At 63.9% G+C, this 15,926-nt stretch carries 11 protein-coding genes; 7 read left to right on the top strand and 4 right to left on the bottom strand.

What is annotated here, in order from left to right; all coding sequences use genetic code 11:
* Positions 1-163 precede the first annotated feature (163 nt).
* From O1Q03_RS02795 to O1Q03_RS02765, 7 genes are all read left to right on the top strand, one after another.
* Complete coding sequence (locus O1Q03_RS02795; protein ID WP_269501729.1) at positions 164-880, top strand: TetR/AcrR family transcriptional regulator; 717 nt, start codon at positions 164-166, stop codon at positions 878-880.
* Between the two features lie 147 nt (positions 881-1,027).
* On the top strand, positions 1,028-2,125 hold the full coding sequence (locus O1Q03_RS02790; protein ID WP_269501587.1) for a VOC family protein: 1,098 nt from the start codon (positions 1,028-1,030) through the stop codon (positions 2,123-2,125).
* A gap of 36 nt (positions 2,126-2,161) precedes the next feature.
* Positions 2,162-3,118 carry a fumarylacetoacetate hydrolase family protein gene (locus O1Q03_RS02785; protein WP_269501586.1) on the top strand — a complete coding sequence of 319 codons (957 nt, stop codon included), beginning with the start codon at positions 2,162-2,164 and terminating at the stop codon, positions 3,116-3,118.
* The gene (locus tag O1Q03_RS02780) at positions 3,115-5,124 is read left to right on the top strand and encodes an acyl-CoA synthetase (RefSeq protein WP_269501585.1); all 2,010 of its coding nucleotides are present in this window, start codon (positions 3,115-3,117) and stop codon (positions 5,122-5,124) included. The genes O1Q03_RS02785 and O1Q03_RS02780 overlap by 4 nt, the downstream gene beginning before the upstream one ends.
* Before the next feature lie 308 nt (positions 5,125-5,432).
* Positions 5,433-6,173, top strand: a complete 741-nt coding sequence (locus O1Q03_RS02775; RefSeq protein ID WP_269501584.1) for an OmpW/AlkL family protein — start codon at positions 5,433-5,435, stop codon at positions 6,171-6,173.
* Between the two features lie 185 nt (positions 6,174-6,358).
* On the top strand, positions 6,359-9,337 hold the full coding sequence (locus tag O1Q03_RS02770) for a molybdopterin-dependent oxidoreductase (RefSeq protein WP_269501583.1): 2,979 nt from the start codon (positions 6,359-6,361) through the stop codon (positions 9,335-9,337).
* 10 nt (positions 9,338-9,347) lie between these two features.
* On the top strand, positions 9,348-10,259 hold the full coding sequence (locus O1Q03_RS02765) for a 4Fe-4S dicluster domain-containing protein (RefSeq protein ID WP_269501581.1): 912 nt from the start codon (positions 9,348-9,350) through the stop codon (positions 10,257-10,259).
* A gap of 39 nt (positions 10,260-10,298) precedes the next feature.
* Here O1Q03_RS02765 and O1Q03_RS02760 read toward each other — a convergent pair whose 3' ends face one another.
* The 4 genes from O1Q03_RS02760 to purU form a co-directional block, all read right to left on the bottom strand.
* Positions 10,299-12,647 carry a DUF1989 domain-containing protein gene (locus tag O1Q03_RS02760; protein ID WP_269501579.1) on the bottom strand — a complete coding sequence of 783 codons (2,349 nt, stop codon included), beginning with the start codon at positions 12,645-12,647 and terminating at the stop codon, positions 10,299-10,301.
* A gap of 114 nt (positions 12,648-12,761) precedes the next feature.
* Positions 12,762-14,132 (bottom strand): NAD(P)-binding domain-containing protein, encoded by a 1,371-nt coding sequence (locus O1Q03_RS02755; protein ID WP_269501578.1) that lies wholly within the window; start codon positions 14,130-14,132, stop codon positions 12,762-12,764.
* 49 nt (positions 14,133-14,181) lie between these two features.
* Entirely contained in the window at positions 14,182-15,048 is an 867-nt protein-coding gene (locus tag O1Q03_RS02750) for a bifunctional 5,10-methylenetetrahydrofolate dehydrogenase/5,10-methenyltetrahydrofolate cyclohydrolase (RefSeq protein ID WP_269501577.1), read from the bottom strand.
* Positions 15,045-15,902, bottom strand: a complete 858-nt coding sequence (gene purU / locus O1Q03_RS02745) for a formyltetrahydrofolate deformylase (protein ID WP_269501576.1) — start codon at positions 15,900-15,902, stop codon at positions 15,045-15,047. The genes O1Q03_RS02750 and purU overlap by 4 nt, the downstream gene beginning before the upstream one ends.
* Positions 15,903-15,926 lie beyond the last annotated feature (24 nt).

The following is a 15,926-nucleotide window of genomic DNA, read 5'->3' as shown; positions in this document are numbered from 1 at the left end:
CAGGGTTTATACCGACAAGCATCGATCGATGGTGACATTAAAGTCGAAGCTGATAGAATTGTCAATTATGAATTTCTGGTCCAAAACGATGAGCGATAAAAAAGAGACTGGCGCGCCGGTGGACGGCGGGCACCCGGGTTCGCAATGGCCCGGCCAACGGGCAATGGAAGTCGGCGATGCTCGTGCGGGTGACGGTGCGGGCCCCGGGGAGGGCGACCGGCGCGAACCGCGCGGTGCGCGGCGCAAGCGCGAGACGCGTGCGCGCCTACTCGAGGCGGCGCTCGCGTTGGTGGCGACGAAAGGTTTCGAGTACGTGACCATCAACGAGATCACGGAATCGGCGGATGTGGGCTTCGGCTCGTTCTACAACCACTTCGAATCGAAGGATGCGCTTCATGCGGCGCTCGTCGATTGCGTGATCGAGGAGTTCGGCGAACGGCTCGATGCACTTGTGAGCGGTCTATCCGATCCGGCGGAAGTGATCGCCGTGTGCGTGCGACACACGTTGCTGCGCGCGCGGCGTGAACCGGTTTGGGGCCGTTTCCTGATTCGCGAGGGATTTTCGGATCGCGCGCTGCACCTCGGTATGCATCGGCGGCTGAGGCGCGATAGCGAGATGGGTATCGCAGCCGGGCGCTTCGCCGCGCCCGACCCTTTCATGAGCCATGTGTCGGTGACCGGCATCGTTCTCGCGGCGATTGCCGCGGAACTCGATGTCGTCGCTCCGGGCCGAGCGCCGACCGAACCGGATCAGGGCCGGGACGTCGTGCAAGCGCACCTTGCGGAGCGCGCCGCCGTGGCCGTATTGCAGATGCTGGGTTTGAGTCGTGCCGAGGCCGAGCATGTCGCACAGCGACCGTTGCCGGTCGCGCCGCGTTGACGGCGAGCGGAGACCCCGGCGCACAGTCGCTCCGCAAATGGCGTCTCGATCGCACTTATTGACAAAAGTATCAGAGATGAGTTTAATGTCACCAACAGGCCGAGCAGTGAATCGGACCAGCAACCATAGAGACGATAGGAGCTGAGCGTGGAGACAAGTGCGCATGTTGGCGTTCCCGGATTGACGACTGCACAACCGTCGCGTCATCCCGATCCGACGACCAAGGCGTCGGCGTTGTCGTACTTGATCTTTGATCGTCCGGACCTCGGGCAGGCCGAGCGGTTTCTGAACGACTTCGGACTGCGTACGGTCTTTCGAAACGAAGCGCTGGTGCTGTTGCGCGGCACCGGCCCCGCGCCGTTCTGTTATGTCGTTCGCCACGCGCCGAAGGCACGGTTCGCCGGCTTCGGGTTGCAGGTCGATCGGCAGTCGGACCTGCATGCGCTGGCCGAGATTCCCGGCGCCACGGGGGTGGAATGGTCGGACTGGCCGGGCGGCGGCTATCGCGTCACGTTGACCGACCCGTCGGGCTTTCGCGTCGATGCGGTCTGGGGCCTTCGCGAGGTCGAGCCGCTGCCCCGTCGAAACGCGCTTCAATTCAATTCCGCGGACGCGCCAGTACGAATCAACGACACGCAGCGCCCGCCGGCGTACGCGCCCGAAGTCATCAAGCTCGGGCATGTCGTGCTCGAGTTGGCGGACTTCCAGGAAACGTGCGCGTGGTACACGCAGCACTTCGGTTTTATCCCGAGCGACGTGCAGACACTCCCGGACGGCTCGCCTGCCGTCGCATTCATGCGTCTGGATCTGGGCGAGCGGCCTGCCGACCATCACACGCTCGCGTTGGCGCAAGGCTTCATTCCGAAGTACAGCCATAGCGCGTTTGAGTTGATCGATGCGGACGCGGTCGGCATGGGGCAACGCGTGCTGCGCGAAAAAGGCTGGACGCACGCTTGGGGTATCGGACGTCATATTCTGGGCAGCCAGATATTCGACTACTGGCAAGACCCGTGGGGCGACAAGCACGAACACTACTGCGACGGCGACCTCTTCACGTCGGACGCACCGACCGGCCAGCATGCGGTCAGCCGTGAAGCGATGGCCCAGTGGGGGCCGGCGATGCCACGCAGTTTCACCAAGCCCAAGCTGTCGCCGTCGAGCGTGGCCGCCCTCATTCGCAACCTCCGACGCAGTCCCGATCTGACGCTGAGCAAACTGCGCGCGCTCGCCAAGATCTTCGCCTGACACCTCCGCATCTCCGCACCATAGAGGCTCGAAACCATGTCACTGCATGTTTTGCATTATCGGCACGAAGGCCACGCTCGTTGGGGCGTGGTACGAAACGGCGCCATCACGCCCATTCCCGGCGAATTCGCGACGACGGCGCAATTTATCGCCGCGAATCCGATTGAGCGCCTGCCCGAACTCGACGGTCCGACGATTCCCGAGTCGGCCGTCCAATGGCTGTCGCCGGTCACGGCGAATCAGCAGTTCATCTGCCAGGGTGCGAATTATCGCCAGCATATGATCGAATCCGGCATGGACCCGGATGTCAAGAAGTTCAACATGATCTTCACGAAGGCCGCGAGCTGCATCGTCGCGGCCGACTCGAAACTGGTGAAGCCACGCGAGGTACGGTTTCTCGACTATGAGCTCGAGCTCGGCCTTGTCCTCAAACGCGACATTACCTCCCGCGAAGCGATTACCGACGAGAACCTGCACGATTTCATTGCCGGCGCCGTGATCGTCAACGACTACTCCGCGCGCGACATCCAGATTCCGCAGATGCAGTTCTACAAGGGCAAGAGCTATCGTACGTTCGGCCCTGTCGGCCCGTACCTTTGCCTGCTCGACAAGCACGACATGCCGAAGCTGAAGAGCCTCGTGCTGACGCTGACCGTCAACGGAACCGTTCGACAGAACGATTCCACTGCGGGTCTCGTCTACGGCCCGGCCGAGACGTTGACCGAGTTGTCCGGCGTTCAAGACCTGCATGTCGGTGACCTGCTCGCAACGGGCACGCCCTCCGGTTGCGCGCTGATCATTCCGTCGCCGGAGAAACAACGCGCCGCGGCACAGCTGCCCGAAGCGGAGAAATGGCGTCTTTTCCTCGCGTTGCAAGCGGAGCGGCCGCAGTACCTTCAGGATGGCGATGTGGTCGAAGCTCGTATCGTCAGCCACGATGGCTCGATCGATCTTGGCACCCAGCGCAACGTCGTCGTCGCAGAGGCCGTATGAAAGGCGTGGCAAACGAGCGGGATGTCCTCGCCATCGAATCGCAGGGGCAACCGGCGGATCTCCCGTCGAGCACCTACGACATGATCTGCCGGGGCGCCGCCATCGATCCGTCGGCACCCGCGCTGTCGTTCTTCGCCACCGCGGACGGCTACGCGAACCCGGAGCGCTGGACTTACAGCGAACTGGTGCGCGACATCACGCGCACGGCAAACATGTTGTCGCGACTGGGCGTGCAGCGCGACACGGTCGTCGCCTATGTATTGCCGAATCTGCCCGAAACGCACTTTGTGATCTGGGGCGCCGAGGCCGTCGGCATTGTCTGCGCGATCAATCCGCTGCTCGAAAGCGACGCGATAGGCGAGTTGCTCAGTGCGTCGGGCGCCAGTGTGATCGTCACGTTGGCGCCGTATCCCGGCACGGACCTGTGGCCGAAAGTCCAGGCGGTCCTGCATAAGGTCGCGTCGCTCCAGCACGTCGTGCTGGTCAACCTTGCCGACCATGTGCCGGACGAACGGCGTTCTGCGGCCCGAACGCTTCAGCGCGACGAATGCTCGAGATTGCACGGCGAGGAAGGCGTGCGACGCGCGGTTCCTTCGCAGATCGCCGTCCACGATTTCGGCGAAGCAATCGCGCTGGAGTCGGGCATCGAGCTCTGCACGCCACACCGTATGAACGCGGACGACGTGTCGTCCTACTTCTGCACGGGCGGCACCACCGGCCTGCCTAAAATCGCGATGCGCCGGCATGGCAACGAGGTGGCCAATGCGTGGAGCGCCGCGCGGTTCCTCGGCGAAAGCGTTGGCCCGGGCAAGACGATGTTCTGCGGCTTGCCGCTTTTTCACGTCAATGCCGTGATGGTGACGGGGCTGCTGCCGTTTTCACGCGGTGCGCATGTCGTGTTGGGCACCCCGCAAGGTTATCGTGGGGAAGGCGTCGTCAAACGCTTCTGGGATATCGTCGCGCATTACCGGATCAACTTTTTCAGCGGTGTGCCGACCCTCTATGGCTCGCTGCTCGACGTGCCCGCTGACGGCCGGGACATCAGTTCGCTCGAATACGCGTTGTGCGGCGCTGCGCCGATGCCGGTGGAATTGTTGCGTGCGTTCCAGGCGCGAACCGGAATCAGGATTCTCGAGGGCTACGGTCTGACGGAAGGCACCTGTATCAGCAGCGTCAATCCGCCGCTCGGCGAACGGCGGGTCGGCTCGATCGGCGTTCGTCTCCCGGGCCAGGCCATGAAAGCCGTGATGGTCGATGAAACGGGCCGCTATGTGCGCGACTGTATTGCGGACGAGGTTGGCCAACTGGTGATCTCCGGTCCGAACGTGTTCGTCGGCTATATGCGGGCGGAGCAGAACAGCGGCATCTGGATCGATCTCGCCGATGGCGGCAGATGGCTGAATACAGGCGATCTGGGGCGCCGCGACGCAGACGGCTACTTCTGGCTCACCGGCCGCAAGAAGGAGCTGATCATTCGTGGCGGACACAACATCGATCCGGCAGCGATCGAAGAAGCGCTGCACCGACATCCCGCAGTGCAGATTGCCGCAGCAGTCGGGCGTCCCGACATCCACGCGGGCGAACTGCCGGTCGCCTATGTGCAGCTCAAGCCGGGCATAACGGCTAATGAAGCGCAAATGGCAGCGTTCCTGCGTGACGAGATCAGCGAACGGGCTGCGTTCCCCAAAGGCATACGGATCGTCGAGACGATGCCGTTGACGGGCGTCGGCAAGATCTTCAAGCCCGCGCTGAAGCGGATCGAAACCGTCGACGCGCTGCGGTCCGCGCTCGTGGAAGCGGGCGTCGACGGCGCAACCGTCAGCGTCTCGGAAGACGCGTTGCGTGGGATTTCAGTTCATGTCGAACTGCCCGATGCAGCACTCGAATCATCGGCGACTTCCGTGCTTGGGCGCTTTCCGTTCGCGTTCTCGATCGCTGTCGCGGCGAGTTCCACGACCAGCGTTGATGGCAATGCGGCGTCCGAGACGCACAGGGTCTCAACGTGACAGGGTTGCTTGCATTGACGCAGGCGCCCGGTCGCTCGCATGCGCGCTGATGCCACGGCTGAATTGCGAACGTCACCGGTAATCTGACGTTCGCAGTTCCTGGCGCCACACGGTGCGGAGTCGGTAAGCAAAGCAGTGACTCGGATAAACGATATCGATTTACTTAGTACCACTAGGCAAGAGGGAAGCGATTTTCAGGTTCGGTAGCAAAGATACGAGAACCGATCCAACGATTCGGCTCAATGGGCGGATCGTTAAAGCAGTGTGGACGATAGAAGCCATTTAGCCGATGAGGCAGGAGAAGACGCGTGAGGAACTACTGGAAAAATGTTCGGCCTGCCGTTGCGGCGGGTTGTATTTGTTCGGCTGCGCTGGCTGGAAGTGCGAATGCACAGTCGGCCGGAAGCTTGACCCTGTCGACCGGGTGGCTTCACGTAGCACCGCAGGGTAATGCCACGCCGCTCACCGTGGAGAGCGTGGGTGGTGTTGCCGTCAATCAGCAGTTGGCGGGCACGGGTGCACACGCGTCGTCCACGGATACGCTCGGCATCAACACCGAGTACTACGTGACCGACAACCTCGGCATCGCCACACTCATTGGCCTGCCACTCAAGGTTAATCTGCAGGGCAACGGCACGCTCGCGAAGTACGGCACCCTCGGCACGACGAGGCCGATGCCGCCCGCCATCGAGCTTCGATATCACCTGTTCGACGCTCAGTCGAAATTTCGTCCTTTCGTCGGATTGGGCGTGAACTACACGTGGTTCACCCAGGTTCGCGCAACCAACGCCCAGTTCATCACCGATAGCGTGGGTCCTGGCGGATCGGTACACGCGACCCTCAGTGCATCGTGGAACCCCGTGTTCGATGTCGGGGCCAATTATGCGCTTTCCAAACACTGGTCGGTCGGCGTGTCTGTCGGCTACATCCCGCTCAAGACGCACATGACGATATACGGACGGACCGCAACCGGGACGCAGATCGTTTCCAGATCGACGCTGCGGATCGAACCCATCAACGTCTTTCTGAACGTCGGCTATACGTTCTAACGCGGACGGCCAGCGTCCCTGACGTCATACCCGGCGGCGGATTGTGCAATGGCGCCCGGCTTTCCCGGGTCTTTGAACCACCCCGAGCCATGACCGTGCCCATCCGAGCGATTTGACCGCTCGGGGGAACCGGTCGGTAATACCCCGATGCTTGCATTTGCGCAGACTTTCCATTGGATCAAAAAGTGAAACGTCAGATCCTCAAGACCATTCTCTTCGCCATGCCCAAGGTCCTCGACCTGACGGCACGCCGCTTCCCTGCCTATCGCGATCGGCTCAAGGAGCGCGATCTCGTCGCGTGGATCGGGCTCATGGATCAAAGCATCGGTCGCGTCATCGAGTTCAAGAACGGCCGCGTCCGGTCGTGTGCAGGCAGGCATCCTCAGCCCGACGTGCGCATGTTGTTCAAGGACGTGCCCACCGCGCTGAAATTTCTCTCCGCCAGTCCCGACTACCTGGATATCATCCATGCGGCGAAAAACTTCAAGGTGGTTACCGAAGGCGACGATGCGTTGCTGGTGTGGTTCATGCAGACGCTGAGCATGATGCAAACCATCGGCCTGCCGATGGGTACGCCCATGCACGACGGCACGCAGCGCTACACGACTTGCACCAATGGCGGCCCGTTATTCGTGTACGTGAAAAATGCACGCATCATTCGCGTGACGCCCGTCGATCTCGACGACAAGGATGCCGCGAGCTGGGAGATCGAAGCGCGCGGACGCCGTTTCAGCCCGCCACGGCGCGGCCTCGTCGCGCCGCACGCATTGTCGATCAAGTCGCTCGTCTATTCGGAAAAGCGCATCCTCCACCCGATGAAGCGGGTCGATTTCGACCCGGACGGCGAGCGCAATCCGCAAAACCGCGGCAAGTCCGGCTATGTGCCGATCAGCTGGGACGACGCGTTGGATATCGTCGCGAAAGAGATCAATCGGCAAAGGCGTGTTCACGGTCCGGGCTCCATCACGTTTCCGATGTCGTCGCACCATCAGTGGGGCAATATCGGCTACTACCTCAGCGCGTTGACGCGTTTTGCCAACCTGATCGGCTTCACACGGGTGGCCGCCAATCCGGACAGCTGGGAAGGGTGGTACTGGGGTGCCATGCATCACTTCGGCAACTCGATGCGCGTCGGTGTGCCGTCCGGCTATGGCGGAATCGAGGATTGCCTGAACGAAGCCGACATGATCGTCTTCTGGTCCAGCGACCCGGAAAGCACGAATGGCGCATACGCCGGATTCGAAGGGACGCCGCGGCGTCTTTGGGCAAAGGAACTCGGAATCGAGTTCGTCCATATCGATCCGCACTGCAATCCGACCGCCCAGTTGCTCGGTGGGCGATGGATTCCGGTCCGACCGCAAACGGACGCGGCCCTCGCCACTGCCATCATGTATGTATGGCTGATGGAGGACCTGTACGACAAGGATTACGTCGCTAATCGCACGACCGGATTCGACGAATGGGCGGCCTATCTGACGGGCGAGACGGATGGCGTGCCCAAAACGCCCGAATGGCAGGAACTGGAAACCGGCGTGCCCGCCAAGGATGTCCGGGCGCTCGCGCGGCGGTGGGGGAACCGGAAGGTGTATCTCGCCGTCGGCATGACGGGCGCGGGATTCGGCGGAGCCGGACGCGGTGCGACCGGGGCCCAATGGGCGCGCTGCATGATCATGATGATGGCGATGCAGGGCTGGGGCAAACCGGGCGTCAATTTCGGCTGCCTCGAAATCGGCGCGCCGCACGATCTGAATTTCTACTTTCCGGGCTACGCGGACGGCGGGATGTCGGGCGACCTCACGTGGACCGCGAACGCCGTGAACAACTATCAACGCATGCCGCACATCCTGACGATGAATCCCGTCAAGCAGATGGTCCCGCGGCAGCAGTTGCCCGATGCCATCATCAACGGCCACGCGACAGGCTACCTGTGGGACGGCATGTCCCAGGAAGCGCAGTTCGCGCCGTTCAGTTACCCGATGCCCGGTTACTCGCCGATCCGCATGATCTATCGCTATGGCGGCTCCGCGTTCAGCACCGTCACGAAATCGGGGCGCTGGGCCGATGCTTACCGTCACCCGAGCATCGAGTTCGTGGTCAATCAGTCGATCTGGATGGAAGGCGAGGCGACGTTCGCCGATATCATTCTGCCGGCATGCACGTCGCTCGAGCGGTGGGACATCGGCGAATGGTCGAATTCGGGCGGCTACGCGCATCACGGCTTCAACACGGTCAATCACCGCGTGATCACGCTGCAGCATAAGTGCATCGAGCCGTTGGGCGAGTCCCGCTCCGACTATGACATCTTCACCGCGATTCTGACGCGCCTGGGACTCGGCAGCGTGTTCACCGAGGGCTGCGGGGAACTGGACTGGGTCAAGCGGGTGTTCGACTCGTCGGATTTGCCGGATCACATTTCGTGGCGTGAATTCTGCCGTAAAGGTTACTTCGTCGTGCCAACCGAAAAACCGGAATTGCGACATCCGGTGGATATGCGCTGGTTCGCGGAAGGCCGGCGCAAGGATCTGCAGGAACCGCATCCGATGCCGTCGCAATACGCGGAAAAATTCGGCATGGGCCTGCAGACGCCCAGCGGCAAGCTCGAGTTCGTCCCCGAGCTGCTGAAGCGGCACACGGCGGACAACCCGGAGCGACCGGCGGTGAACCGATACATCCCGTCCTGGGAGGGCTTGCGCTCTCCACTGGCACAGCAGTATCCGCTGCAACTGATCGCCACGCATAGCCGCTACAGTTTTCACACCCATTGCGACGGCAAGAACTCGTCGGTCAACAGCATTGAAGACCATCGTGCGTTGATCGGCGGACATCGCTTCTGGCTGCTGAGGCTCGGTCCCGTCGACGCGGCGGCCCGTGGCATTGCCCATCGCGATCTCGTCAAGGTGTACAACGACCGCGGTGCGGTTATCTGTGCGGCCGATGTATCGCCGCTGGTCACTGCCGGGGTAGTCAAGTCTTACGAGGCGAGCGCTGAATTCGAGTTGATCGAAATAGACGGCGAGCGCGTCGAAATCGGCGGTTGCATGAACCTGCTGACCCCGGATCGACCCCAGACCGCGGGGACCAGCAGCATGAGTCCGAATTCATGTCTGGTGCAGGTGGAAAAGTGGAAAAGCGCGGACGCGTTCCTGATCCGTCGCGCAGCGTGAGGAGCACACGATGAGCAAATGGAATCTGGTTATCAAGGTCGGGCAATGCGAGAACTGCCAGAACTGCGTCATAGCGGCGCGCGATGAGCATGTCGGCAATGACTTTCCCGGGTACGCCGCGCCGGCCGCGGCCAGCGCCGCAAGCCCCGTGCGCATCCTGCGCCGCGTGCAGGGCGCGTCCCACATGGTCGAAACGACGTACTTGCCGGTGATGTGCAATCACTGCGACGACGCGCCCTGCATGCGCGTCGGCGGCGACGCGATCCGCAAGCGATCCGACGGCATCGCCATCATCAATCCGGACAAGGCGCGAGGGCGCAAGGACATCGTCAAGTCCTGCCCGTACAACGCGATCGTCTGGAACGAGGAACTGCAACTGCCGCAGACCTGGATTTTCGACGCGCATCTGCTCGATCAAGGCTGGTCATACCCGCGTTGTCAGCAGTCGTGCCCGACCGGGGTGTTCGAAGCGGTCAAGCTCGATGACGCATCGATGGCCGAGAAGGCTCGGCGCGAGGGCCTCAGGGTGCTGCAGCCCGACTTCGGGACGAAGCCGCGTGTGTGGTACAGCGGCCTCGAGCGATGGGACACCTGCTTCATCGGAGGAAGCGTGAGCGCGCAGATTGGCGAGGTGGTCGAATGCATCTCGGGTGCGGAAGCGACCCTGTACAGCGGCGATCGCATCGTGGCCGAAACCGTGTCGGACGGCTTCGGCGATTTCCGGTTCGGCGGTTTGGCGAAGGACAGCGGCGTGTACACAGTCGAAATCCGTCACGCAGTCGGGGACGCGTCGCGCCAGTGCGAACTCGGCGAAAGCGCGTACCTGGGCGAACTCCGCCTTGCTCCGTCTTCACGACATATCGCGAATGACGGACTTCATGACGCTGCGTTATCCGAGAGCCGCGGTTCCGTCACATCGTGACGGAACCCTCTCGCCGCAATGCATGCGCCCGTTCGCGGGCTAGCTGCGAACGCGCGCCTTCTGCGGATCGTAAAAGACAGGTGCAGTGACCCGCGCGTCGATGCGTTTCTGCTGGCCGTCAAGCTTGCCGACGTGCAGCACGCAGCCTGGCTGCGCGTGGTGCACGTCGATTCGCGCAAGTGCGATGTTCGTGCCGAGGATCGGCGAGCGCATGCCGCTCGTGACGACACCAACCTGCGCCCGCCCGTCGTGCACGCAATCGCCGTGATGTGCCGGTTCGTTGCCGGCCAGTTCGAGCCCGACGAGCCGGCGATGCGGATGCGCGCTACGGCGCAGCAGCGCGTCCCGCCCGACGAAGTCATCGGTCTTCTTGTCGAGCGGAACGCTGAATCCGATGCCGGCCTCGAACGGATCGGTTTCGTCGGTGAATTCGTATCCGGCGAACACGAGCCCGGCTTCGATCCGCAACAGGTCGAGCGCGTCGAGTCCGAGCGGCGCGAGCCCGTGCGGTTGACCGGCTGCCCAGATCGCGTCCCATACGGGCTGCGCATCGCGCGGATGACACCAGATCTCGTAGCCGAGCTCGCCGGTGTAGCCGGTCCGGCTGACGATGACGGGGCAGCCGTCGTCCCCGCCGAGGCGGCCGATCAGGAAGCGGAACCAGCCGAGGCTGTCGAGCGACGGTTGCGTCGCGGGCGTGCGGATCAGCGCGCTCAGGATCTCGCGGCTGCGCGGTCCTTGCACCGCGACATTGTGGATCTGGTCGGACGACGACTTGATCCATGCCTTCATGCCGAGCCGGTTCGCCTGCTCCCGCAGCCAGATACCCGCGAAATCGTCGCCGCAGATCCAGCGGAACGTGTCGGGGCCGAGCCGCATCAGCGTGCCGTCGTCGAGCATGCCGCCGTGCGGATGGCACATCGCCGAGTAGACGACCTGGCCGACGGCGAGCCTGCGCACGTCGCGCGTCAGGCAGTATTGCAGCAGGGCCTCGGCGTCGGGACCGACGACATCGAACTTGCGCAACGCGGACAGATCGATGATCGCCGCGCGCTCGCGGCAGCCGTAGTATTCGTCGATCGCGCCGTAGCCGTCGAACCGCGCGGGCAGGTGCCAGCCGCGGTAGTCGACGAAGTGTCGCGTGAGCGCCGACGTGCGCGCGTGGAAGCCCGATTGGCGCGTCAGCACGGGCAGCGCGTCGGGTGTGGATCTGAGAGCGGTGGACATGGTGAAGCGCGCTTCGCTTGAGTAGGTTCGGATCCGGATGTCGGTCGGTTGCCACGCGTTGGCGGAATCGATGTCGTCGGGGCACGACGTGCTGACGCACAGCAGCGGCTTCAACGCGCGCATCAGCACGTAGTCGCCCGGGCGCGACCACGGTTCGTCGATCGTCATCTGCCCGTGCGCGTCGATCGCGGTGTTGAAGAAGAAGTTGATCGCCGGCCAGCCGGGGCGCGCGGCGACGCCGTAATCGGCGAGCGCCGCGCTGATGTTGTCGCTGCAGTTCGGATGGCCCGGGTAGCCCTGCGTTTCGTAATAGCGTGCCGTGCACGCGAGCGCGAACGTGTCGTGCCGGCCGACGGTGTCGTGCACGACTTCCAGCATCGGCTGCATGAGCTGGTCGAAGAATCGCGAATACAGACCGGGCAGCGGATACGCATGGCCGTTCAGCGTGCGCGTGACGGTCGGATCGAGGCCGACTTCCTGATGGCGGCCGAGCGCGTCGAGATCGAATGCGACGAAATCGGAGCATTGCCTGCCGTCGATGTCGACGATCTGGATGTACTCGCCGGCCGCCACCGTGTAGGCGACGGCAGTGCCCGGGCGGATCACGAAATCGGCGAGCGGATCGGCGAGCGGCACGCTCGTCTCCGTGGCAGCGGACTTTTGCGCGCGGACGACGGACAGGTGCAGTTCCGTCGCCGGCCGGCCGGCGCGGTCCACGGGCACGGGGTCGCCGGGCGCCGCGACGATCGCGACGAGCGGCGCCGTCGCGACGAACGTGCGCGTGCAGCCGGCGTGGGTGTCGCCGGACCAGAGGATCGCTCCCGCCGGCAACGGCGCGCCCGTCAGCCCGTGTCGTTCGAACAGGGTCGCGATATCCCGTGGTGCGGCGCAACCGCCGTTCAGGCATTCGGCGATGAACCGCGCGCCGTCGTCGGGCGTCAGGTCGAGCGCGGCCAGCGCACTGCCGCCGTCATGCACGCGCAATGCGAGCAGTTCGGCCCGTTGCCGCCCTTCGACATCGATTACCTGCAGCGTGTCGCCGGCATCGAGCATGACGGCGGCGAGCCCCGCACCGGCGACGCGATGGCGTTCGCGGCCCGCCGCATGGGCGGACAACGCGGGTTCGTGCGGCCGCGACGCGGACGGCGGACGAATAAGCATGGACGTTCCTTGCATGGAGGGACGGGCGCGGCGCGCGATGCGCGCGGCCGCGAATGGCACGGCTCATGTCGCGGCACCCGGCGCACGGCCGGATGCCGCGACGCGGCGCGACGGTCAGCCTGTGCGCACGCGCGGTTCGGGCGCACGCTCGCCGAGGTACGCGTCCATCGAATCGTCGAGCGCGTCGAGCCACGGCGTGTGATGCGGCGGCGACTGGGTGCCGGTCATCAGCGAGCGATAGGACTTGTCGCGATAGCCCATGATGTTCTCGTGCTTGTCGTGCTTCCACGCGAGGAACGTACGATTGACGCCGGCGATGTCGAAGCTCGGATAGTCGGTCGCGTCGATCAGGTCCTGGATATAGCTGCCCTGGTACTCGAACATCTGCTGGTTGGTGACCAGCGCTTCCTCGCGCGCGCGCCACGCGAGACTGTCGGCGTGCATCGCGTCGAAACCGGGCAGCGCGATGCGGCCGAGGATCACGTCGCGTGCGTACCAGGCTTGCGCGTCGAACATGTTGAACGAGTACCAGAGGTCCTGCATGCCGAGATAGATCAGTTTCGGATTGCGTTCCCAGAAGATGCCCTTGTACAGGTCGAGCGGCCAGAGCCGGTTGTTCGTCTTCAGCCGCAGGCTGTCGGGCAGGAACGGGAAATGGTGCTGGTATCCGGTGCAGAGGATGATCGCGTCGATCTTCTTGCTGCTGCCGTCGGCGAAAAACGCGACGTTGCCGCGCACGCGCTCGAGCAACGGTCTTTCCTCCCAGTTCGCCGGCCAGTGATAACCCATCGGCGCGGTGCGATAGCAGCTCGTGATGCTGCGCGCGCCGTACTTGTAGCATTGCGAGCCGATGTCCTCGGCGGAATAGCTGCTGCCGACGAGCAGGATGTCCTTGTCCTTGAATTCGAGCGCATCGCGAAAGTCGTGCGCGTGCAGGATGCGCCCGCCGAAACTGTCGAAGCCGGGAAAGCTCGGCAGGTTCGGCGTCGAGAAATGGCCGCATGCGTTCACGACGTAGTCGAAGTCTTCCGCATACACGACGTCGTTGTCGAGATCGTGCACGGTCACCGTGAAGCGGCCGCTGGCGTCGTCGAACGCGATCTGGCGCACGACGGTGCCGAACCGGATGTACGGACGCACGCCGGCCTTCTCGACGCGTCCCTTGATGTAGTCCCACAGCACTTCGCGCGGCGGATAGGACGCGATCGGCTTGCCGAAGTGTTCCTCGAACGTGTAGTCGGCGAACTCGAGGCATTCCTTCGGGCCGTTCGACCATAGATAGCGGTACATGCTGCCGTGGACCGGCTCGCCGAATTCGTCGGTGCCGGTGCGCCACGTATAGTTCCACATGCCGCCCCAGTCGCGCTGCTTTTCGAAGCAGACGAGTTGCGGGATGTCCGCGCCCTTCGCCTGGGCCGACTGGAAGGCGCGAAGCTGGGCCATGCCCGACGGGCCCGCACCGATGATTGCAACACGTTGTGTCATCGCGTTCTACCTCGTTGGAAGTGATTAGCCATGCGAGCGCGCACGTCGGTCACGTCGTGCGTTGCCGCCGCGCCGCGAGCGCGGTGTTCTTCATCAGGAAGGCGATCGTCATCGGCCCGACGCCGCCCGGCACCGGCGTCAATGCACCGGCGACGCGCGACACGCTGTCGTGGTCCACATCGCCGACGAGCCGCGTCGCGCCGCCGGATTCGATCCGGTTGATGCCGACGTCCACGACGACCGCGCCCGGCTTGATCCAGCCCGCATCGACGAGCCCCGGCTTGCCGGCCGCCGCGACGACGATGTCCGCCTGGCGGCACAGTTGCGCGGCATTCGCGCTGCGCGAGTGGACGGTTGTCACCGAGCAGTCGCACTGGAGCAGCAGCGCCGCCATCGGCTTGCCGACGATGTTCGAGCGCCCGACGACGACCGCATGCTTGCCGCGCAGATCGCCGACGATCTCCCGCAGCAGATGCAGGCAGCCCGACGGCGTGCACGGCACGAGCACGTCCTGGCCGAGCGCAAGGCCGCCGACGTTCTCGCGATGGAAACCGTCGACGTCCTTGCGCGGATCGATCGCGTCGATCACGGCCGCGGCGTCGAGCTGCGCGGGCAGCGGCATCTGCACGAGAATCCCGTGTACGTCGGGGTCGGCGTTCAGTTCGGCGACGAGCGCGAGCAAGGTGGGCGCCGCGGTGTCGGCGGGCAGTCGATGCTCGATCGAACGGATGCCGACCTGCTGCGCGCGCAGGATCTTGTTGCGCACATAGATGTGGCTCGCCGGATCGTCGCCGACGAGCACGACCGCGAGGCCGGGCATCACGCCTTCCGCGCGCAGCCGCGCGACGTCCTGCCTGACGGATGCCAGCAGCGCGTCGGCGATCGCGTTGCCGTCGATGCGAGTCGCGCCGCTCATTTGAAGATCACCGTGCGGCTCTGGTTCAGGAACACGCGGTGCTCGGTGTGGTACTTGACCGCGCGCGACAGCGCGACTGTCTCGGTGTCACGTCCGATCGACACGAGATCGTCCGGTTGCAGCACGTGGTCGACGCGCTGCACCTCCTGCTCGATGATCGGCCCTTCGTCGAGGTCGGACGTCACGTAGTGGGCGGTCGCGCCGATCAGCTTCACGCCGCGCTCGAATGCCTGGTGGTACGGCTTCGCGCCCTTGAACCCCGGCAGGAACGAGTGGTGGATATTGATCGCGCGGCCGGAGAGCCGCTCGCACAGGTCGTTCGACAGGATCTGCATGTAGCGGGCCAGCACGACGAGCTCGGTGCCGGTTTCGTCGACGATGCGCATCAGCTCGGCCTCCTGCCGCGCCTTGGTGTCCGGCGTGATCGGCAGGTAGATGAAGCGGATGCCCTCGCGCTCGGCCATCGGCCGCAGGTCGAGATGGTTCGACACGACCGCGGTGATCTGCATGCGCAGCTCGCCCTTGCGGAAGCGGTACAGCAGGTCGGACAGGCAGTGGTCGAACTTGCTGACCATCAGCAGGACCTTCATCGGATCGCCGGCGCTTTTCAGTTGCCACTGCATCGAGAAGTCGCGCGCGACGCTGCCGAAATCGCGCTGCAGCTGCTCGACGTCGCCGCTCGCACCGCTGTTGAAGCGGAACACGGCACGCATGAAGAAGGTGCCGCTGACCTCGTCGTCGTACTGCGCCAGTTCGCTGATGTAGCAGTTCGACGCGGCGAGATGGGCGGTGACGGCAGCGACGATGCCGGACGTGGCCGGGCAGCTGATCGTCAGGATGTAGTTCGGATTCACGTCGTGTGTCCTCGAAACGGATCG

It is taken from the genome of Burkholderia sp. IMCC1007 (genome assembly GCF_027257875.1).
Classification (GTDB): Bacteria; Pseudomonadota; Gammaproteobacteria; order Burkholderiales; family Burkholderiaceae; genus Burkholderia.
This window is presented reverse-complemented; position numbering and strand designations above follow the sequence as displayed.

Excerpts from the sequence above, each read along its gene's own strand:
- O1Q03_RS02795 (WP_269501729.1), top strand. The coding sequence starts at position 164 with ATGGAAGTCGGCGATGCTCGTGCGGGTGACGGTGCGGGCCCCGGGGAG.
- O1Q03_RS02785 (WP_269501586.1), top strand. The coding sequence starts at position 2,162 with ATGTCACTGCATGTTTTGCATTATCGGCACGAAGGCCACGCTCGTTGG.
- O1Q03_RS02780 (WP_269501585.1), top strand. The coding sequence starts at position 3,115 with ATGAAAGGCGTGGCAAACGAGCGGGATGTCCTCGCCATCGAATCGCAG.
- O1Q03_RS02765 (WP_269501581.1), top strand. The coding sequence starts at position 9,348 with ATGAGCAAATGGAATCTGGTTATCAAGGTCGGGCAATGCGAGAACTGC.
- O1Q03_RS02760 (WP_269501579.1), bottom strand. The coding sequence starts at position 12,647 with ATGCTTATTCGTCCGCCGTCCGCGTCGCGGCCGCACGAACCCGCGTTG.
- O1Q03_RS02755 (WP_269501578.1), bottom strand. The coding sequence starts at position 14,132 with ATGACACAACGTGTTGCAATCATCGGTGCGGGCCCGTCGGGCATGGCC.
- O1Q03_RS02750 (WP_269501577.1), bottom strand. The coding sequence starts at position 15,048 with ATGAGCGGCGCGACTCGCATCGACGGCAACGCGATCGCCGACGCGCTG.